The 19,084-nt window shown below is 57.9% G+C and carries 20 protein-coding genes; 18 read left to right on the top strand and 2 right to left on the bottom strand.

Features of this window, described 5'->3' with window-relative positions; translation table 11 throughout:
- Window positions 1–7: 7 nt before the first annotated feature.
- Window positions 8–2,266, top strand: a complete 2,259-nt coding sequence (locus RZ517_RS14685) for a primosomal protein N' (RefSeq protein ID WP_422395587.1) — start codon at window positions 8–10, stop codon at window positions 2,264–2,266.
- 317 nt (window positions 2,267–2,583) lie between these two features.
- On the opposite strand, the gene RZ517_RS14680 is transcribed toward RZ517_RS14685, so the two are convergent.
- Window positions 2,584–2,856 carry a winged helix-turn-helix transcriptional regulator gene (locus tag RZ517_RS14680; protein ID WP_338548914.1) on the bottom strand — a complete coding sequence of 91 codons (273 nt, stop codon included), beginning with the start codon at window positions 2,854–2,856 and terminating at the stop codon, window positions 2,584–2,586.
- 138 nt (window positions 2,857–2,994) lie between these two features.
- Here RZ517_RS14680 and RZ517_RS14675 point away from each other — a divergent pair, with 138 nt between their 5' ends.
- The 4 genes from RZ517_RS14675 to RZ517_RS14660 all read left to right on the top strand — a co-directional run bounded on the left by RZ517_RS14675 (window position 2,995) and on the right by RZ517_RS14660 (window position 6,566).
- Window positions 2,995–3,813, top strand: a complete 819-nt coding sequence (locus tag RZ517_RS14675; RefSeq protein ID WP_338548913.1) for an alpha/beta fold hydrolase — start codon at window positions 2,995–2,997, stop codon at window positions 3,811–3,813.
- A 169-nt stretch (window positions 3,814–3,982) separates the two neighbouring features.
- Entirely contained in the window at window positions 3,983–5,215 is a 1,233-nt protein-coding gene (locus RZ517_RS14670) for an MFS transporter (RefSeq protein ID WP_338548912.1), read from the top strand.
- A gap of 24 nt (window positions 5,216–5,239) precedes the next feature.
- Window positions 5,240–6,115 carry a 50S ribosomal protein L11 methyltransferase gene (locus RZ517_RS14665; protein ID WP_338548911.1) on the top strand — a complete coding sequence of 292 codons (876 nt, stop codon included), beginning with the start codon at window positions 5,240–5,242 and terminating at the stop codon, window positions 6,113–6,115.
- Entirely contained in the window at window positions 6,108–6,566 is a 459-nt protein-coding gene (locus tag RZ517_RS14660) for a hypothetical protein (protein WP_338548910.1), read from the top strand. Before RZ517_RS14665 ends, RZ517_RS14660 begins: the two co-directional genes overlap by 8 nt.
- A 136-nt stretch (window positions 6,567–6,702) precedes the next feature.
- On the opposite strand, the gene RZ517_RS14655 is transcribed toward RZ517_RS14660, so the two are convergent.
- Window positions 6,703–6,897 (bottom strand): DUF1127 domain-containing protein, encoded by a 195-nt coding sequence (locus tag RZ517_RS14655; protein ID WP_338548909.1) that lies wholly within the window; start codon window positions 6,895–6,897, stop codon window positions 6,703–6,705.
- 302 nt (window positions 6,898–7,199) lie between these two features.
- Between RZ517_RS14655 and ruvC the strand changes: the two genes are divergently transcribed.
- From ruvC to ftsH, 13 genes are all read left to right on the top strand, one after another.
- The gene (ruvC, locus tag RZ517_RS14650) at window positions 7,200–7,694 is read left to right on the top strand and encodes a crossover junction endodeoxyribonuclease RuvC (RefSeq protein WP_317057245.1); all 495 of its coding nucleotides are present in this window, start codon (window positions 7,200–7,202) and stop codon (window positions 7,692–7,694) included.
- Complete coding sequence (gene ruvA, locus RZ517_RS14645) at window positions 7,691–8,362, top strand: Holliday junction branch migration protein RuvA (protein WP_338548907.1); 672 nt, start codon at window positions 7,691–7,693, stop codon at window positions 8,360–8,362. Before ruvC ends, ruvA begins: the two co-directional genes overlap by 4 nt.
- Window positions 8,363–8,435: 73 nt before the next feature.
- Window positions 8,436–9,464, top strand: coding sequence for a Holliday junction branch migration DNA helicase RuvB (gene ruvB / locus RZ517_RS14640; protein WP_338548906.1), 1,029 nt, complete (start codon window positions 8,436–8,438; stop codon window positions 9,462–9,464).
- 80 nt (window positions 9,465–9,544) lie between these two features.
- Window positions 9,545–10,180, top strand: coding sequence for a hypothetical protein (locus tag RZ517_RS14635; protein ID WP_338548905.1), 636 nt, complete (start codon window positions 9,545–9,547; stop codon window positions 10,178–10,180).
- A 9-nt stretch (window positions 10,181–10,189) separates the two neighbouring features.
- On the top strand, window positions 10,190–10,579 hold the full coding sequence (gene ybgC, locus RZ517_RS14630) for a tol-pal system-associated acyl-CoA thioesterase (protein WP_317057249.1): 390 nt from the start codon (window positions 10,190–10,192) through the stop codon (window positions 10,577–10,579).
- A 114-nt stretch (window positions 10,580–10,693) separates the two neighbouring features.
- Window positions 10,694–11,389, top strand: coding sequence for a protein TolQ (tolQ, locus tag RZ517_RS14625; RefSeq protein ID WP_317057250.1), 696 nt, complete (start codon window positions 10,694–10,696; stop codon window positions 11,387–11,389).
- 1 nt (window position 11,390) lies between these two features.
- A complete protein-coding gene (gene tolR, locus RZ517_RS14620; protein ID WP_338548904.1) occupies window positions 11,391–11,864 on the top strand; it encodes a protein TolR in 474 nt (157 codons plus the stop codon).
- Window positions 11,865–11,870: 6 nt separating this feature from the next.
- Window positions 11,871–13,007, top strand: coding sequence for an energy transducer TonB (locus RZ517_RS14615; RefSeq protein ID WP_338548903.1), 1,137 nt, complete (start codon window positions 11,871–11,873; stop codon window positions 13,005–13,007).
- Window positions 13,007–14,335 (top strand): Tol-Pal system beta propeller repeat protein TolB, encoded by a 1,329-nt coding sequence (tolB, locus tag RZ517_RS14610; RefSeq protein ID WP_422395586.1) that lies wholly within the window; start codon window positions 13,007–13,009, stop codon window positions 14,333–14,335. The genes RZ517_RS14615 and tolB overlap by 1 nt, the downstream gene beginning before the upstream one ends.
- 67 nt (window positions 14,336–14,402) lie before the next feature.
- On the top strand, window positions 14,403–14,921 hold the full coding sequence (gene pal / locus RZ517_RS14605) for a peptidoglycan-associated lipoprotein Pal (RefSeq protein ID WP_338551173.1): 519 nt from the start codon (window positions 14,403–14,405) through the stop codon (window positions 14,919–14,921).
- Between the two features lie 23 nt (window positions 14,922–14,944).
- Window positions 14,945–15,823: a tol-pal system protein YbgF gene (ybgF, locus tag RZ517_RS14600; protein WP_338548901.1), complete on the top strand. Its 879-nt coding sequence runs from the start codon at window positions 14,945–14,947 to the stop codon at window positions 15,821–15,823.
- Window positions 15,824–15,932: 109 nt separating this feature from the next.
- Window positions 15,933–17,072: a tRNA lysidine(34) synthetase TilS gene (tilS, locus tag RZ517_RS14595; RefSeq protein ID WP_338548900.1), complete on the top strand. Its 1,140-nt coding sequence runs from the start codon at window positions 15,933–15,935 to the stop codon at window positions 17,070–17,072.
- A gap of 79 nt (window positions 17,073–17,151) precedes the next feature.
- Entirely contained in the window at window positions 17,152–19,080 is a 1,929-nt protein-coding gene (ftsH, locus tag RZ517_RS14590; RefSeq protein WP_338548899.1) for an ATP-dependent zinc metalloprotease FtsH, read from the top strand.
- Window positions 19,081–19,084 lie beyond the last annotated feature (4 nt).

Here is a 19,084-nt window from a genome sequence, read left to right as displayed (position 1 = left end):
AGAGTGGATGCCCGAAACCCCCCGTCCCGGACGTGATCCGGGACCTCCTAACCAAGGGCCTTCTGTGACGTCTCCTTCGCCCAGTTTTTTTGATACCGGCGCGCTTGTCTCTGTTCTGACGACGCAACCTTTGGGGCGTCCGCTCGATTACAAAGCCCCCGAAGGCGGGTGCCATCTGGGTAGCTTTGTCGAGGTGCCTTTAGGGCCGCGCAAGGTGATCGGCGTGGTCTGGGGGCCGGGGAAGGGGGATTACGATCTCGCCAAGATCCGGTCGGTGATCCGCGTACTGGACGCCGCGCCGATGCGAGAGGAGTTGCAGAGCTTTCTCAAACGCGCGGCGGATTACACGCTGACGCCCTTGCCGGCGATGCTTCGGCTGGCCACGCGTGCGCCGGGGCTGAGCAACCCGCCTTCGATGCAAAAGGTGTATCGGCTGGGGGACCGCGCGCCGGATCGCGAGACGAAAGCGCGCACAAAGGTGTTGGAGGCGCTGCGCGAATACGGGGGTTTGGCGTTTACGCTCAAGGAGTTGAGCGATCTGGCCGGTGTAACGTCTTCTGTCGTAAAAGGCCTTGTGAAACAGGGAGCTGTCCTGGAGGAAGACACGCCGCGTGATGCGCCTTATCCACCGTTGGATCCGAACCTTGCGGGGGCGGATTTGACACCGGATCAATCGGCGGCAGCGCAAGCTTTGAATGACGGGATACGCAACGCGCGGTTCAAGACAACGCTTCTGCGGGGTGTGACAGGCTCTGGCAAGACGGAAGTGTATCTTGAAGCTGTGGCCGAGGCGCTGCGCCGTAAGCAGCAGGCGCTGGTTCTGTTGCCTGAGATCGCTCTGACAGCAGAGTTTCTTACGCGGGTAGAGGCACGGTTTGGCGCACGCCCGGCCGAATGGCATTCGGGCGTGACTATGACCGAACGCCGCCGGGTGTGGAAGATGGTGGGGCAGGGCCGTTGTCAGCTTGTGGTTGGCGCGAGGTCGGCGCTTTTCCTGCCGTTTCAAGACCTTGGCCTGATCGTCGTCGATGAGGAACACGACACATCCTACAAGCAGGAAGATGGGGTTCTGTATAACGCCCGTGACATGGCTGTTTTGCGGGGGTCTTTGTGTGAAGCGCAGGTGGTTCTCGCCTCAGCGACGCCAAGCCTGGAAAGCTGGGCCAATGCAGAGGCAGGCAAATACGCGCGGCTTGATCTTGATACGCGCTTTGGTGAAGCGGTGATGCCCGACCTGCGCGCGATTGACATGCGCACCGAACGCCTGCCTGCCAGCCGGTGGATTTCACCAAATTTGCAGAGGGCGGTGGAAGCACGGGTGCAGGCCGGGGAACAGGCGCTTTTGTTCCTGAATAGAAGGGGTTACGCACCGGTCACGATCTGTCGGGCCTGCGGGCATCAGGTGGGCTGCGATCACTGTGATGCCCGCATGGTTGAGCATCGGTTTTTGAAACGGCTGATGTGCCACCAATGTGGCGAGACCAAGCCGATGCCGTCCGTGTGCCCATCCTGCGAGGCCGAAGATCGGTTGGCGGCTGTGGGGCCGGGGGTGGAACGATTGACCGAAGAAGCGCAGGCGCTTTTCCCGGATGCTCGGATTGCGACGCTCAGCTCGGACATGTTTGGCTCGGCCCGGGCGCTAAAGGCGCAGATTGCCGAGATTGCCGAAGGTGAGGCAGATATTATCGTTGGAACTCAATTGGTTGCGAAGGGGCATAATTTTCCCAATCTAACGCTTGTGGGGGTGATCGATGCCGATCTGGGATTGCAGGGATCAGACCTGCGGGCGGCGGAGCGGACGTTTCAACTGATGCGGCAGGTGGCAGGGCGTGCTGGGCGCGCAGAGAAGCCGGGGCAGGCTTTGCTGCAGACTTTTCAACCTGAGCATCCGGTCATTCGGGCGATCCTGTCGGGTGACGAAGAAGGCTTCTGGCGCGCCGAAGCGGCGGAGCGCAGCCATGCCGGCGTGCCGCCTTTCGGGCGGATGGCGGGGATTATCCTGTCCTCGACGGATATGCAGGAAGCCTTTGATATCGGTAATCTTTTGGCGCGCAATGATGGGCCTATCCGTGCGGCAGGCGGGCAGGTGTTTGGACCTGCCCCGGCCCCGATTGCGCGGGTGCGAGGACGGCACCGGGTACGGCTTTTGGTGAAGGCGCCGAAGGGGGCCGCGCTGCAGCCTGCGCTGGCAAAATGGGTGGCCCCGGTGAAAGGGTCGGCGCAGTTCCGGCTGGCCGTGGATATTGATCCGCAGAGTTTTTATTGAGCGATTTGGCCTGAAAAGGTTAACGCCCTTATTTTGAGGGGAATCCGACGTCTGTAACACGTCGGTACTGCGTCGGTATCACGTCGGTGCGGCGTCGGTAGCGGGCCGGGATTAAGAAAGCGCACGGCGGGTTTCCTGTTGGTCAAGGACTTGCCGGGATGGTTGTTCGGGATGTCCTGAGCATCAGGTTGAACAGAGCGGGTTTGCGTTTGGGAGTGGTGTCGTTGAGGTGGTAGCTAGGCGGACAAAACGCCAATTCGCAGCGGCTGCTCCTATGGCGGCTTTGATTGTTCATCCAGACACTGCGATTAGTTGTTCTAGGGCAACTTCCTCGCCCAAGCGTGAGACCAGTTACGCATAGGCTCGATGAGAGCGAACAACTCCAAACACTGGTTGGTCGCCTCGTATCCATCGTCACCGACCTGGACTAGCCCAGCCTCTCGAAGTTCCCTCAAACGGGTGTTGAGTACACTTGGTGATACGCCACCGCATTTAGCTTCGAGGGCCCTAAAGGTCAGCGGTCCATTTTCACTTACTTGCCAAATTATACCAAGACACCAACGGCGCCCTAGGAGGTCCAAAAGCGCCATCAACGGCGCGCCGCTTTGTGAACCTCGGACAGGCTGTCCGGGGCGTGGAAAGGAAGAGTCAGTCATCGCTTCGAAAATAGTAGCGCAATTTCATTCCGTGTGCCACCGCTATCAAAATCATAGCGCTAAGAGTGTAAGATGACACAGACTGACAGCTGTATTGTATTGGACACCGCTGGCCCAGCCGCAGACTGGATGGTGCTGGTCCATGGAGTTTCACAAGACCATCGGTTGTTTGATGTGCAAGTCAGGTATTTTCAGGAAACATACCGAATACTGCTGATCGACTTGCCAGGTCACGGCGTTTCTTCCTCCATTCCTGCGCCCTATGGCCTAAAGGAATTTTCGGAGCATATCCGAGAATGCATGGCCTCGACCGGAGTGAAAAACGCAACGTTTTGGGGGACTCATCTTGGTGCTTCAGCCGGGCTTATTGCAGCTTGTGATGAATTCGATCTGTTTTCTGCGCTGGTGCTTGAATCACCAGTTTTTCCCGGTCGCGCGTTGCCTTCAGTGTCAAACCTGCTCTCGGACGTTGCCGCAACTGCCAAAGAACAAGGCATGATGGAAGCGCGGGATTTGTGGTGGGAGAAAGGGCCGTGGTTTGATCTCATGCGTTCTGATCCAGAGAGGTTCCGCGCTGCGGAACAACGGCGAATTATCGAGGATTTCAAGGGTGGTCCGTGGCTGGAAAAAGACCTTGCTTCAAAGCCATTGGACTCAGTTGAAGACAAGCTGCGGCAATTGCAAGTGCCGACAATCCTGATCAACGGCGAGCATGACGTAAAAGACTTCGTGCTGGCCGCAGATGCCATGGAAGAACTCATTCCAAACGCAAAGCGCATTTCAATACCGGGAGCCGGTGGATTTCCCTTGTGGGAACTTCCAGAATTGGTCAATGAGCGTGTATCCGATGCACTCGCGGATGCCACGAGTAAACAACGCTCAAAGGATTGAAAGCCGTCATTCGTGCAGCTTGCAGCATCGGTCAAAGAGGACTCAAAGCCGACATCAATCCTAAAAGCTTGGGCGTAGCTATGCTTTGGGGCGGCCTGTGCGATTTTTGCACATCCGCCCTGCATGCTGGCCCATGGCCAAACCCGGGCAATGGACGTAATGCTCTTTTATGAGCAAAACCTTTCCCCTGGATGACGCGCATCAGTTGCCCAAATGGCGGCGGCCTGTGGTGTTGCTCTTTTTGATGGCCGCGGCGATGCCGTTGGCGTTTTCCACCTGGATGGCGCTGATCAACAACTTTGTCATTGAGGCCGCGGATTTTGACGGTTCCGACATTGGCTGGTTGCATACGGTGCGGGAAATCCCGGGGTTCTTCGCCATTGGCGTGATTGCCATCATCATATTCATGCGCGAACAGACGCTGGCTCTGGTGTCTTTGGTTCTGTTGGGCGTGGCCACAGCGATTACCGCGTGGTTTCCCACCATGGGCGGCATTCTTACAATCACGATGCTCAGCTCGATCGGATTTCATTACTACGAGACGGTGAACCAGTCGCTTCAGCTTCAATGGCTGCCCAAACACCGCGCGCCGCAGATGCTGGGCTGGCTGGTTTCGGCGGGGTCTGCCGCGACACTCGTCGCTTATGTCCTGATTGTGCTCACTTGGGAGACGCTCGATCTAAGCTATAACACCGTCTACATGCTGGCGGGTGCTGCGACTGTGGCGATTGCGGTTTATTGCATGGTGGCTTTCCCGCAGTTCGAGGCCCCCAATCCGCAGGTCAAAAAGATGATCCTGCGCCGCCGGTATTGGCTTTATTATGCGCTGCAATTCATGTCGGGCGCGCGGCGGCAGATCTTTATCGTCTTTGCCGGGTTCATGATGGTCGAAAAGTTCGGCTTTGAGGTGCATGAGGTCACAGCACTTTACATGATCAACCTTGTTGCCAACATGGTGTTTGCGCCCTTCATGGGACGCGCTGTGCATGTCTTTGGCGAACGCGCGACGTTGCTGTTTGAATATGCCGGTCTGGCGCTGGTCTTTCTGCTCTATGGCGGGCTTTACTTCTTTGGCTGGGGCGTCTTGCTGGCCATGGTGCTCTACGTGGTGGACCATTTGCTTTTTGCCCTGGCGCTGGCGCTGAAGACCTATTTTCAGAAAATAGCCGATCCCGGAGATATCGCGCCCACAGCCGCCGTGGCCTTTACCATCAACCACATTGCAGCGGTATTTCTGCCTGCGGCTCTGGGCTATCTGTGGCTGGTGTCTCCGGCGGCGGTGTTTGTGCTGGCGGCCTGCATGGCATCGGTGTCGTTTCTTCTGGCTTTGCTCATTCCACGTCACCCTGAACCAGGCTATGAGACGATCCTGACGCGCCGCGCTCCGGCGGTGGCAGAGTAAGTCCTTCAGACGGGTTCATCAGACATGCCGACATTCACCGCACTCACCACGCTTGCCGGAATAGACAAAGCCGAAGCTCTTGGTGCGGCGATGGAAGCACTTACGCCGGAACCGACGGGGGTTGGCGTCTTTGAACTTGAGGACGGCTCAGGCCTTTGGGAAGTGGGCGGATACTTCCAGGGCGCACCCGATGCCGCAGGGCTTGCGCTCTTGGCGGCTTTGCATGGTGCGAAGGATTTTGTCGTCTCGGAGCTGCCTGAGGTGGATTGGGTGGCCAAGGTCAAGCGAGAGCTGACACCGGTCGAGGCGGGGCGGTTCTTTGTATACGGCGGCCATGATGCAGATAAAGTGCCCGAAGGGTGTGAGCCTCTGTTGATCGAGGCGTCGATGGCCTTTGGCACGGGGCATCATGGGACCACGCAGGGGTGCCTGAAATTGCTGGAGGCGGCGATTGTGGGGGGTGTCGCGCCGAAAAGCGTTTTGGACCTGGGGTGCGGCACCGCCGTTCTGGCTATGGCGGCGGCGCGGGTTTGGCCGGACGCGCGTGTTCTGGCCAGCGATATCGACCAGGTTGCAGTGGATGTAGCGCAGGCCAATGTGTCGGCCAACGGACTTGACGGGCGTGTCACATGCCTTGAGGCTGAGGGGCTGGATCATGTGGATATCGCGGCTACAGCCCCGTTTGATATGATTTTCGCAAATATTCTCAAAGGACCGCTGATTGGGCTCTGCGACAGAATCACTCAGGCGCTTTCACCGGGTGGGCTTGTGATTCTGTCTGGGATCTTGAATGAGCAACGGCAAGAGATCGCCGATGTTTATACCGCCTGCGGAAACAGTGTTGTCGAGACCCTTGTTATTGGTGACTGGTCGTCACTAATGCTCTGCAAAAGTGTCTGAAAAACAAAGAAAAAACAGCGCAAATAAGGCGCATGCCCCATTTCTGCCACAATTCATACCTAGCGTCAGGTCAGGGTTTAAGGACGAATATAAGGACGTTGTTATGACGGCTGATGGTTTTGCAAGTTTTGATGAGCGCGTGCGGAAGATTGACCGCAAGAAAGCGCGTATGGCCGGCGGGTATTCCGCGCGTGTTACACGTGAAGGCCTGATTGTTTTTCGCCCCAAGCGCCGTCGCACCGGATTTTCGGTACGCGGGTTGGCCTTCTTGGTGGTTGGCTTCTTCCTCTTTAAGGGAATGATCATGGCCCATCTGGGCTCGACAGTTTATGATCAGCGCGTTGATGCGCTGCACCAAGGCACGATTGTTGAACAAGCTGGCGCCTTCGCGATGCAGAGTGATCCGGTTACTCTTGAAATCGCGAAACAACTGCACGTTTTGTTCAACTAAGGAAATTCAAGGGTCCCTCCAGCGCGACTGTGTCGCTCCTTGAAGCCAAAGAAAAGCCCTGCACGTTGGTCCGCGTGCAGGGCTTCTTATTATCTGGAAAGCATGTTCTATGGCAGACATGCTTAAAAGAAAGGGCTTAACCGGCGATCGTATCGATCTCTGCGCGAGTAAGTCCGATATCCTCCAATTCGCGATCTGACAAGCGCGCGAGCGCGTTGCGTGTGATCCGAGCGTCATTCCACGCATTAAATTGCGCGATGATATTATGAACCGTACGGCTAAGGGCATTGCCTTTGCCGCCGGCCACGGTGGTTGTGTCGATGACAGCCATTGTTATGGTCCTTTTGTTGAGACGCATGATGCGTTGTGATCACGGCGAAATAGTCCCGGATTCAGATCCTAACAAGGGGTGGTTTTTGCATAGTCAATATGCACGAAACGCATAGGTAAAACATGGATAACTTTTTGGAATAAAACAATATTTTAGTAAAATTCTGATTTTCTCAATGCGTGGTTTTGCGGGCGGCGCATGGCTTGGTGCTCGAAGTCTGCGGTGGCGTGTATTGCAATACCACTTGGTCTTTGTTCCCGTTTCGTGCTAACGCAGAACAAACAACAAGAACGGGCAGAGAAATGAGGGTCATCGGCATTGATCCCGGGTTGCGCAATCTGGGCTGGGGCGTGATCGACACAGAGGGCAGCCGGATCAGCCACGTGGCCAATGGCGTGTGTAAGACGCTGAACGTTAGTTTGTCCGAGCGTCTTTTGTCTTTGCATGAACAACTCAGCGCGATTTTTTCGGCTTACGCACCGCAAACAGCCGCTGTGGAGCAGACATTTGTGAACAAGGATGGGGCGGGCACGCTCAAACTGGGTCAGGCGCGGGGCATTGCCATGCTGGTGCCAGCGCAGTTTGGCCTAACGGTTGGAGAATATGCGCCCAACACGGTGAAAAAGACCGTTGTGGGCGTGGGCCATGCCGCCAAAGATCAGGTGGCGCATATGGTGCGGGTTCAGTTGCCGGGTGCTGATCTGGCGGGGCCTGATGCTGCGGATGCGCTGGCGATTGCGATTTGCCATGCGCATCATGGGGCGTCTCCGGTTCTCACAATGAGGCAACGCGCATGATCGGGCGGCTGGCCGGAAGGATAGATTATCGTGCTGCTGATCACGTGCTGATTGATGTGGGTGGGGTGGGATATCTTGTGTATTGCTCAGACCGGACATTGGCGGCGTTGCCCGGCATTGGGGAGCATGCAGCGGTTTACACCGATCTTCTGGTGCGCGAAGACCTGTTGCAACTGTTTGGCTTTACCACGCTGGCCGAGAAAGAGTGGCACCGGCTTTTGATGAGTGTACAGGGCGTGGGGGCCAAGGCTTCTATGGCCATTCTTGGCACTCTGGGACCTGAAGGCGTAGGCCGCGCCATCGCGCTGGGCGATGCGGGGTCCATTAAGGCGGCCAAGGGGATTGGCCCCAAGACGGCGCAGCGTGTGGTGCATGAGCTAAAAGACAAGGCCCCAGAGGTGATGGCGATGGGCGCAACACATGCTGTAAGTGCGGGCCCCACGCCTGAAGCGGATACGGATGCGGTCATTGAGGCCGAGATCGCGCCATCCGTCACCGTTTCTGCGGGCAATTCGGCGGCGCAGGCCGAGGCGCTCTCGGCCTTGACCAACCTTGGGTATGCACCGGGGGACGCGGCGGCCGCGGTCGCGCAGGCGGCTGGTAACGGCGAGAGCGAAACACCGGCGCTTATCCGGGCGGCGTTGAAGCTTTTGGCGCCGAAGTCATGAGAGAGGTGACGTTCATCAGACCTCACGGTCTTCTTCGCGTCGAAAGCGCGACAGGGTTTGAGGATCACTGAATATGAGCGACCCTGATCCAACCTTGCGCCCTGATCCCTTGCCAGAGGATACCGACCGCGCTTTGCGACCCCAGATGCTGTCTGATTTTATCGGGCAAGAAGAGGCGCGGGCCAATCTCAGCGTGTTCATCCAATCCGCTCGGCAACGCGGTGAGGCGATGGATCACACGCTCTTTCATGGTCCACCGGGTTTGGGCAAGACGACGCTCGCGCAGATCATGGCGCGTGAGTTGGGCGTGGGATTTCGCATGACATCGGGGCCGGTTCTGGCAAAGGCGGGGGATCTGGCGGCCATTCTGACCAATCTCGAGCGCAATGATGTGCTTTTCATTGATGAAATTCATCGACTTAATCCGGCCGTGGAAGAGGTGCTATATCCTGCGTTGGAGGATTTTGAGCTTGATCTGGTGATCGGCGAAGGGCCTGCGGCACGGACAGTGCGGATTGAATTGCAGCCCTTCACACTGGTGGGGGCCACGACGCGCTTGGGGCTTCTGACCACGCCTTTGCGGGATCGGTTCGGCATTCCAACCCGGCTGCAGTTTTATTCTGAGGATGAGCTGCATCAGATCGTAACGCGCAACGCGGTGCGCATGGGCACGCCTGCGGATGAAGCAGGCGCGCGCGAGATTGCACGCCGCTCGCGAGGCACGCCGCGCATTGCCGGGCGGCTGTTGCGCCGGGTGGCTGATTTCGCTGTGGTGGAAAGCGACGGGCAGATCACGCAGGCGCTGGCCGATAATGCGCTCACCCGGCTGGGCGTGGATGGCCTTGGGCTAGACGGGGCAGACCGGCGGTATCTGCGCCTCATTGCCGAAGGGTATCAGGGCGGGCCAGTGGGGATTGAGACCTTGAGCGCGGCCCTTTCGGAAAGCCGCGATGCGCTCGAAGAGGTGATTGAGCCGTTTTTGTTGCAGCAGGCGCTGATACAGCGCACGCCGCGGGGGAGGATGTTGGCGCCTATGGGGTGGCGGCATTTGGGGCTGGACGTGCCCAAAGCCCCGGGGCAGAGCGATTTGTTTGGTAAATGATGCCTTCGGCGAGGATATTTTTGGCAAGAAGAAAAGACTTGGGCTCTTGCACCTCTGACAAGCTCTGATACCTGCAGGATATGGCTGACCTGATTTCACATGAAGGCGTTGAGGCGCTGTTTACCCGTGCTGATGGCACCTACCTCTTTGCGCGCTGGGGGCGGCCTTTGGTGCCGGTTGTTTTTGGCACGGATGACCGCACGCTGGAGATTGTTAAAGGAGCCGTAGAGGCCGTGGTATTGATGGCCGGGCATAGCATGGCTGAGACGGACCCTGAGCTTGGCGTCAACCTGATGTTCTTTTTCTTTCGGGACTGGGATGAGCTGACCGAGGTGCCTGATCTGGATCGGATGGTGCCAGACTTGGGGCCGTTGGTGGAGCGTCTGAAGGCGGCAGGGGCAAATCAATATCGAATTTTCCGCTTTGATGAGTCCGGCGCGATCAAGGCCAGTTTTGTGTTTCTGCGCATGGATGGAGAGCTTAGCAAGGTTCCCGCAGACACTTTGGCTTTGGCGCAGGTGGTGCAGACCATTGTGCTTTGGTCAGACACCGCATTTGTAGGGCGCTCTCCTCTGGCGCAGGCGCCGGAGGGCAAGGTGATCCTGCGGCCCGATATCGGGGCTGTCATCCGGGCCAGTTATGATCCGGTCATGCCAGTGGTGGCGCAAGACCCAAGTCACGCGCTCAGACTGGCGGCGCGGGTCAAACAGGTCTAGGGTTGTGTCATGACACACACCTTCCCGATCCGCGTCTACTATGAAGATACCGACATGGCGGGCATAGTGTATTATGCCAATTACCTCAGGTACATAGAGCGCGCGCGCAGTGACTGGGTGCGGGAAATGGGGATTGATCAGAACGCCATGCGCGAAGAAGATGGTGTGGTCTTTGCAGTGCGTCGGGTCGAGGCGGATTACCACCTGCCTGCCAAGTTTGACGATGAGCTGGAGGTGCGCACAACGGTTGCTTCGGTGAGTGGCGCGCGGCTGATCATGGACCAAACGGTGTTTCGTGCGGATGAACTGCTTTTTGCCGCACAGGTCACCATTGCCTGCCTGACGGAAACAGGGCAACCCGTGCGTTTACCGGCAAATATCCGCCAGATCGTGCATTAAACTGTGCCCGATTGTCGCCAGGGTGCGGATGTTATTGGCTTTCCCCTTTAAAATCGGCTAGCGTGCCGCTCAATAAAGCACGGCGCATATAAGCCGATAAAAAAGAGCAGGCGGATGGAAGCAGAAACCCTGGCATTGGCACAGGAGATGGATTTCTCACTGTGGGCGCTATTTGCACGCGCAACTTTAATCGTAAAACTGGTGATGTTGATGCTGATCATAGCCTCGTTCTGGGCATGGTCGATTATCATCCAGAAATTGATCGTGTACCGCAAGGCTCGGGTCGAAGCGGATGTGTTTGATCGCCGCTTCTGGTCCGGGGATCCTTTGGATGAGCTGTTTGACGAGATCGGCTCGGACCCGGCGGGGCAATCCGAGCGCGTCTTTGCGGCGGGCATGATGGAATGGCGGCGGTCTCATCGCAATGATGGTGGATTGATTGCCGGGGCTACGGCACGGATCGACCGGTCAATGGATGTGGCAATTGCCAAGGAAAGCAAGAACCTGCAGAGCGGACTGACCATTCTGGCCTCGATTGGCTCTGTGACACCATTTATCGGGCTTTTCGGCACAGTCTGGGGCATCATGAATGCCTTTATCGAAATTGCAGAGCAACAGAACACCAACCTTGCTGTTGTTGCCCCCGGCATTGCCGAAGCGCTTCTGGCGACCGGTCTTGGCCTCTTGGCGGCGATCCCGGCGGTGATTTTCTACAACAAGCTCAGCGCGGATTGCGATGGTATTGTGGCCAGTTATGAGGCCTTTGCCGATGAGTTCGCGACGATCCTGAGCCGTCAGTTGGACAGCTGACATGGGCGCAGGTGTTGTTCAAAAATCAGGTGACGCCGGACGCAGGCGGCGCGGACGCGGGCGCTCTCGTCCGATGTCAGAGATCAACGTCACACCCTTTGTGGACGTGATGTTGGTGCTTTTGATCATCTTCATGGTGGCCGCACCCTTGATGACGGTGGGCGTTCCTGTGGAATTGCCGGAAACGGCGGCCAACCCGCTGCCTGGCGAAGAAGAAGAGCCGCTGACTGTGACAGTGACAGCCGAAGGTGTGGTGATGATCCAGACCACGGAAGTCGCGCGCAGCGATCTTGTGAGCCGTCTGCAAGGGATTGCTGCCGAGCGTGACAGCACACGGGTCTATCTGCGGGCGGATGGATCGGTATCCTATGCTCAGGTGATGGAAGTCATGGGTGCGCTCAATCGTGGCGGGTTCAACAATATCGGTCTGGTGACTGAGGCCGGTGGTCCCACGCTTGATGAGAGCGACGGGTAGCCAGCGGTGAACACCGGTCAGGTCATATCCGGTGTGGCCCATGTGGGGCTGATCACCTTTGCCATTTTTGGCGGGGCATTTCAGGCCGAGCCTTTGCCGTTTCGTGTAACCGAGGTGACGGCCATTTCTGCCGAAGAATATGCCGCGCTGGTGGCACCCGAGGCGTCGCCCGAGGCCGTGGCCAATGTGGACACACCAGAGCCGCCGCAGGAAGGCGAGTCAGCGCCGGAAGTGAATTCAGAGGCAGACAATACGCCGGAATTGGAAGCGCCGGAGGTGGCTGAGACGCCGCCGCCTGATCCCGTGCCCGAGGTGACAGAGCCTGAACCAGCACCTGAGGCGGAAGTGAGCGATGAGCCGCCTGTGCTTGACCCGCCTCAAGAAGAAGTGGCGGTTCTGGTACCCGAACAGGCCGAAGAGGTGCAGGCTGAGGATGCCCCACGCGTGGCCCCCGAGCCTGTAGCCCAGCCTGAGCCGGATGTGGCGATTGATGAGGTTGAGCGCGAAGAAGTTGAACCTGACGCGCAGGCCGAGGAGGTGGCCCCTGACGAGGAGGCTACATCACCTGAGGAGGCGACCACCGAGATTGTGACCGAAGCTGATCAAGAAGCTGCGGCGGCCCCGACGCGCTCGTTGCGTCCGCAAACACGGCCTGATCGGCCCGAACCGGCGGCAGAACCCGAAGAGACAACCGAAGAGCCAGCGCAGACCGAGACAGCGCAGGCTGAGGAAGAGCCGGACACCAGTGCGGCGGTCAACGATGCGTTGGCCGAAGCTTTGGGCACCAATGAAGGCGCGGCGGACACAGCACCGCAAGGTCCACCGTTGACGGCGGGTGAGAAAGACGCGCTTCGGGTGTCGGTGCAGCGGTGTTGGAATGTCGGGTCGCTCAGCACAGATGCTTTGCAAACGACCGTAATCGTGTCCGTCAACATGAGTGAAGATGCGCGGCCCGTGAGCAGTTCCATCCGGATGCTCAGCAGTTCTGGCGGTAGTAATGCGTCGGCAGATCAGGCCTTTCAGGCGGCGCGCCGCGCGATTTTGCGCTGTGGCGCAAGCGGATTTGACTTACCCGCAGACAAATATGCCAGTTGGCGAGAAATTGAGATGACATTCAATCCGGAGAGAATGAGGATCAAATGATGAAATATGTACTGACCCTCCTTTCGGCCATTTTTTTAGGCTTCGCAGCCCCAGTCGCGGCACAAGAGCGAGACGGCCCGCTTCGGATCGAGATCACCGAAGGCGTGATTGAGCCTTTACCCTACGCGGTGCCCGGATTTGTCGCAGATACTGCGGCGGCGGCTCAACATGCGCAGAACATCACACAGGTGATTGCCGCCGACCTAAGCGGCACTGGGCTTTTCCGGGAAATCCCGGCGTCGGCGCATATTGGGCGGATCACCAATTTTGCCAGCCCGGTGCAATTTCCCGATTGGAAAGCGATCAATGCGCAAGCCTTGATTGTCGGTGGAGTATCGGTGGACGGTGCAGGGCAGCTGACTGTGCGGTTCCGGCTTTACGATGTTTTTGCAGGGCAAGAGATCGGCCAGGGGCTGCAATTGCAGGGCACTGTCGATGGATGGCGGCGCATGGCGCACAAAGTGGCTGATCAAGTTTATTCGCGGCTGACGGGCGAAGATGCGTATTTCGACAGTCGTGTGGTGTTCGTGGCCGAAAGCGGCCCCAAAGATAACCGTCAGAAACAGCTGGCGATTATGGATTATGATGGCGCCAATGTAAGCTATTTGACCGACGCCAGTTCCATTGTGCTGGCCCCGCGGTTTTCTCCAGGAGACGATCAGGTCCTTTACACCAGCTATGAGAGCGGGTTTCCCAAGATCTATGTGCTGGATGTGGCCAGCGCCGGGCGGCGCGTGCTGGAAACCCAGCAGGGCACAATGAGTTTTGCGCCGCGCTTTGCGCCTGATGGGCGCACGGTGGTGTTCAGTCTGACAACTGGAGGCAACACCGACCTCTACACGATGGATATCGGGAGCGGTCGGACGACGCGGTTGACGTCGGCCCCGTCGATAGAGACCGCGCCCAGCTTTAGCCCGGACGGCAGCCGGATCGTCTTTGAATCTGATCGATCCGGTTTGCCGCAACTCTATGTGATGCCCGCAAGCGGCGGCGAAGCGCAAAGGATCAGCTTTGGTCAGGGGCGCTATGGTACGCCTGTGTGGTCCCCGCGCGGCGATCTTGTGGCGTTTACCAAGCAATCCAAAGGGCGGTTCCATATTGGCGTGATGCGGACAGATGGAAGCGAAGAACGCCTTTTGACGGCATCGTTTCTGGATGAGGGTCCGACCTGGGCCCCGAACGGCCGGGTGATTATGTTCACCCGTGAATCGCAAGGCGCACAAGGGCAGGCGCGGCTCTATTCGGTGGACATAACGGGGCGCAATTTGCGTCAGGTGCCGCTTGAAATTGGTGCGTCTGACCCGTCGTGGTCGGGCTTGCAGAAGTGAAGTGCATGCGATTCCTGCATGTGATAATGTGTACAAAGAGCAGATGAAAAAAGAGTGGGGCAATCCTATGAATATTCTGAGTAAAATGACAATTCTGGCGGCTGTGATGGCGCTGGGGGCATGTTCTTCGGCAGATCGGTTTGGTAGCGGCAATGCGGTAGATCTGAACAACAGCGGTGTGGCAGGTGGTGCTTTGGCGGGCTCGCCGCAAGACCCGACTTCGGCGGCCTATTTCCAACAAACTGTTGGAGACAGGGTTCTTTTTGCTGTCGATCAGTCTACATTGACACCGCAAGGCATGGCGACGCTGGACGGACAGGCGCAGTGGTTGAACACCAACGTGGAATACTCCGCCGTCATCGAAGGTCATGCAGACGAGCAAGGCACGCGAGAGTACAACCTCGCGCTGGGGGCGCGCCGCGCCAACGCTGTTTTGGAATACCTGACGTCTCAGGGCGTTGCGTCAAATCGTATGAAAGTGATCAGCTATGGTAAGGAACGGCCGCTGGAAATCTGTAGTGAGGAAAGCTGCTATGCTAAAAACCGCCGAGCGGTTACTGTCATATCAGTTGTACCAACAAGCTAGGCCTAAGAGTTAACGGGGCTCGTATGCGCTGGATTTTCAAACTGGTTGTTGTGGCCATGCTCGGGATGCCGAGTGTGGCCTCGGCACAAGAAGGTGGCGAAACACTTGCTGATATTCGGCAAGAGCTGGCTGTGCTGTATGTCGAATTACAGCGCCTCAAGCGTGAACTGAGCACAACAGGAGCATCCGGGCAGCTGACGGTGGGCGGCACGGTTATTGACCGGGTCAATGCGATGGAAGCCGAGTTGCAGCGCCTGACATCCAAGACCGAACAGCTTGAGTTTCGCATCGACCGTGTGGTGACCGATGGCACCAACAGGGTGGGTGACCTTGAGTTTCGAATCTGTGAGCTTGAACCGGGCTGCGACATCGGAACATTGGAAGTGGGTGACACGCTTGGTGGTGTTGCGCATTCGACCGGATCGACCGCAACTGGTACGGATACAGCATCAACAGAAATCACCACCGGCGAAATCTCCGGGTCCAGCGACACCGGAACAACCAGTGGCGTAGAGCTTGCAGTTGGTGAACAGGCCGATTTTGATACGGCGATGGCCAGTTTCACGGCAGGAGACATGGCCGAAGCGGCGCGTCAGTTTGCGCTTTTTCAGGAAAACTACCCCGGCAGCCCGCTTGGCGGAGAGGCCGGACTGAAGCGTGGCGAAGCGCTTGAGCAGTCAGGCGAGATGACGCAAGCCGCGCGCGCCTATCTTGATACATTCAGTGCTGAGCCTAACGGGGCCAAAGCCCCAGATGCGCTGTTCCGGCTGGGACGTGCACTGGCGCAACTTGGTCAAACCAACGAGGCCTGTGTCACGCTTTCCGAAGTGGGCGTCAGGTTTCCCCAATCGCCTGCCGCCGCCGAGGCGCAGGCCGAAATTCAGAATATGAGCTGCGGGTGAGCGATCCTTTTTCCATTCTCCTGGATCGGGCGACCTCGCTGTTTTTCCCTCCCGACCCGATAAGCTTGGCGTTGCCGTCTCGGGCGGAAGTGACTCGCTTGCGCTTTTGATGCTTCTCGTCAAATGGGCAGATCAGGGTGGGCCCCCTGTGCACGCGGTGACTGTGGACCACAATCTGCGGGCTGAATCGGCGCGAGAAGCGAAGTTTGTGAAAGACGTGTGCGCACGTATTGGCGTTCATCATGACACGCTTGTTTGGGAGGGGAGACGCAGTTCCGGCAATCTGCCCGATGCGGCGCGCCGGGCACGGTACAGCCTGATGGCCGATTGGGCGGAAGAGCGTGGTATCCCCAAGGTTGCGGTGGCCCATACGCAGAATGATCAAGCCGAGACGTTTCTGATGCGCCTTTCGCGCGAGGCAGGTGTGGACGGGCTGGCGGCCATGTCAAAAACCTGGCGCCATGGGCTGACAGAATTTTGCCGACCCGTGCTGGGGGTCGAGCGCGCCGAGCTGCGCGGCTACCTCAATGCGATTGGTCAAGACTGGATCGATGATCCCACCAATGAAGATGAGATCTATGAGCGGACACGGGCGCGCAATGCTATTGATGCCTTGTCAGATCTCGGTCTGTCGCCAAGATCATTGGCCACGGTTGCTCAACATATGTCCGATGTGCGCGGCACGCTCTATTGGTACGTGTTTTTGACGGCCCGGGAGCATGCGCAGATCGACAGGGGAGATGTCATTTTTCCGCGCAAGCAGTTTCGGACTTTGCAACGCGATATTTCGAGCCGGCTTTTGCAGAAAATTCTGAAATGGATCAGCGGAGCGGACTATGCGCCGCGAGGTCGATCTGTGGACTTTATGCTGGAGGCTATTCGCGGCGGAACTGGTATGACGCTGCATGGCTGTGAAATGACTGTGAGTGACGAGGCGTTGCGTTTCACCCGCGAAGCGCAGGCGGTCGAGGGGCATAGATCATCCGCTGGCGATATCTGGGACGGCCGGTGGAAGCTGGATGGTCCCTGGCCCAAGGGTGCGGAGATTGCCATGCTCGGGGAAGACGGGCTGGCAGAGTGCCCGGCCTGGCGTCAGTCCGGTATGCCCGCGACATCGCTCAAGGCGAGTCCCGCAGTCTGGCGGGACGGGCATTTGGTCGCGGCACCACTGTCCGGTCTGGGAAATGGCTGGACAGCCAGCCTTTTGCGCGATCAAGACCACTTCTTTGCCGCGCTTTTGGCGCATTGAACATCTAGCAAGGATGTCTATTTATTGCATTACCTGCCTGTGATACCTGTGGGCCGGTTATGATGTAAGGAGAAACCCTTTGGGCAACGCGCGCAATCTCGCCTTCTGGCTGGTGCTGTTTTTGTTGATCCTGGCACTGTTCAATCTGTTCAGTGGCTCGGGCAACACTCTGCAAAGCCGGGCGATCCCGTATTCGGAATTCGTACAGGCGGTTGATGGCGGCGAGGTGGCTCAGGTCACGCTTGATGGTGAGAATGTTCGCTTCCGTGGGAGTGACGGCAATGACTACGTCACGGTCAAGCCGGAAGATGCTGAAATCACGAAGCTTTTGATTGATGCGGGGATTCCGGTTGCGGCTGAGTCTCAAGAGCAGTCAGGCTTCCAGAGCTTTATCATCACGCTTCTGCCTTTCATCCTGCTGATCGGTGTCTGGATCTATTTCATGAACCGCATGCAAGGCGGCGGCAAAGGCGGTGCGATGGGCTTTGGCAAGTCGCGCGCCAAGCTTCTGACCGAGAAACATGGGCGGGTCACATTTGATGATGTGGCGGGAATCGACGAGGCCAAGGAAGAGCTTGAAGAGATCGTAGAGTTTCTACGCAACCCGCAGAAGTTCTCGCGTCTGGGCGGTAAAATTCCAAAAGGTGCGCTTTTGGTGGGGCCTCCGGGAACCGGTAAAACGCTGCTTGCGCGGGCGATTGCCGGTGAGGCAGGTGTGCCGTTCTTTACGATTTCCGGCTCGGATTTTGTTGAAATGTTTGTCGGTGTTGGCGCAAGCCGCGTGCGCGACATGTTCGAGCAAGCCAAGAAAAACGCACCTTGCATTGTGTTCATCGACGAGATTGATGCGGTGGGTCGCCATCGGGGTGCCGGATATGGCGGTGGCAATGATGAGCGGGAACAGACGCTGAACCAATTGCTTGTTGAGATGGACGGGTTTGAGGCCAACGAAGGTGTGATCATTATCGCGGCCACGAACCGTAAAGACGTCCTTGATCCGGCACTTCTGCGTCCAGGCCGGTTTGACCGTCAGGTCACTGTGCCGAACCCTGATATCAAGGGCCGTGAGAAAATTCTGGCCGTACACGCACGCAAGACGCCGTTGGGTCCGGATGTCGATCTGCGCATCATCGCGCGCGGCTCGCCAGGCTTTTCCGGTGCGGACCTCGCCAACCTCGTGAATGAGGCCGCGTTGATGGCGGCGCGTGTGGGGCGCCGATTCGTAACTATGGAAGACTTCGAGCAAGCCAAGGACAAAGTCATGATGGGCGCAGAGCGCCGGTCGATGGTCCTGACGCCTGAGCAAAAGGAAAAGACCGCGTATCACGAGGCGGGGCACGCCATTGTTGGTCTTGCCTTGCCGCAATGTGACCCGGTCTACAAGGCGACGATCATCCCGCGCGGGGGTGCGCTGGGTATGGTTGTGTCCTTGCCTGAGATTGATCGCCTGAACTGGCATCGTTCTGAATGCGAGGAAAAGCTCGCCATGACGATGGCGGGCAAGGCGGCTGAGATCATCAAGTATGGCGAAGACAATGTCTCAAACGGCCCGGCCGGCGACATTCAGCAAGCTTCCAGTTTGTCGCGCGCCATGGTGCTGCGTTGGGGCATGTCCGACAAGGTTGGCAACGTTGACTACGAACAGGCCCATGAAGGTTACATGGGCAACGGAGCCGGCGGGTTTTCCATCTCCGCGGCGACCAAGGAATTGATCGAAGAAGAGGTCAAGCGCCTGATTGATGACGCGTATGAGACTGCGCACAAGATCCTGACCGAGAAGAAAGACGACTGGGAGCGGCTGGCACAAGGGCTCTTGGAATATGAAACTCTGACCGGCGAAGAGATCGAGCGTGTCATTCGGGGCGAGCCGCCAGAGGCAGATGACGACTCCGGTAGCGCACCTTCGGCTGAAGACGACAAACCGTCTCTCACGGCCATTCCCAAAACAAAGCCGCGCTCAGAGCCAAAGAGCGGAGATGGCGGCATGGAGCCCGAACCCTCAGCGTGACGAC

Origin of the sequence: Roseovarius sp. S88 (assembly GCF_037023735.1) — a bacterium.
In the GTDB taxonomy this organism is placed as follows: domain Bacteria; phylum Pseudomonadota; class Alphaproteobacteria; order Rhodobacterales; family Rhodobacteraceae; genus Roseovarius; species Roseovarius phycicola.
This window is presented reverse-complemented; position numbering and strand designations above follow the sequence as displayed.

Bases quoted from the DNA above. Each gene is read 5' to 3' on its own strand.
- RZ517_RS14685 (WP_422395587.1), top strand. From the start codon at position 8: ATGCCCGAAACCCCCCGTCCCGGACGTGATCCGGGACCTCCTAACCAA.
- RZ517_RS14680 (WP_338548914.1), bottom strand. From the start codon at position 2,856: ATGGCGCTTTTGGACCTCCTAGGGCGCCGTTGGTGTCTTGGTATAATT.
- RZ517_RS14675 (WP_338548913.1), top strand. From the start codon at position 2,995: ATGACACAGACTGACAGCTGTATTGTATTGGACACCGCTGGCCCAGCC.
- RZ517_RS14670 (WP_338548912.1), top strand. From the start codon at position 3,983: ATGAGCAAAACCTTTCCCCTGGATGACGCGCATCAGTTGCCCAAATGG.
- RZ517_RS14665 (WP_338548911.1), top strand. From the start codon at position 5,240: ATGCCGACATTCACCGCACTCACCACGCTTGCCGGAATAGACAAAGCC.
- RZ517_RS14655 (WP_338548909.1), bottom strand. From the start codon at position 6,897: ATGGCTGTCATCGACACAACCACCGTGGCCGGCGGCAAAGGCAATGCC.
- ruvC (WP_317057245.1), top strand. From the start codon at position 7,200: ATGAGGGTCATCGGCATTGATCCCGGGTTGCGCAATCTGGGCTGGGGC.
- ruvA (WP_338548907.1), top strand. From the start codon at position 7,691: ATGATCGGGCGGCTGGCCGGAAGGATAGATTATCGTGCTGCTGATCAC.
- ruvB (WP_338548906.1), top strand. From the start codon at position 8,436: ATGAGCGACCCTGATCCAACCTTGCGCCCTGATCCCTTGCCAGAGGAT.
- RZ517_RS14635 (WP_338548905.1), top strand. From the start codon at position 9,545: ATGGCTGACCTGATTTCACATGAAGGCGTTGAGGCGCTGTTTACCCGT.
- ybgC (WP_317057249.1), top strand. From the start codon at position 10,190: ATGACACACACCTTCCCGATCCGCGTCTACTATGAAGATACCGACATG.
- tolQ (WP_317057250.1), top strand. From the start codon at position 10,694: ATGGAAGCAGAAACCCTGGCATTGGCACAGGAGATGGATTTCTCACTG.
- tolR (WP_338548904.1), top strand. From the start codon at position 11,391: ATGGGCGCAGGTGTTGTTCAAAAATCAGGTGACGCCGGACGCAGGCGG.
- tolB (WP_422395586.1), top strand. From the start codon at position 13,007: ATGAAATATGTACTGACCCTCCTTTCGGCCATTTTTTTAGGCTTCGCA.
- pal (WP_338551173.1), top strand. From the start codon at position 14,403: ATGAATATTCTGAGTAAAATGACAATTCTGGCGGCTGTGATGGCGCTG.
- ybgF (WP_338548901.1), top strand. From the start codon at position 14,945: ATGCGCTGGATTTTCAAACTGGTTGTTGTGGCCATGCTCGGGATGCCG.
- tilS (WP_338548900.1), top strand. From the start codon at position 15,933: ATGCTTCTCGTCAAATGGGCAGATCAGGGTGGGCCCCCTGTGCACGCG.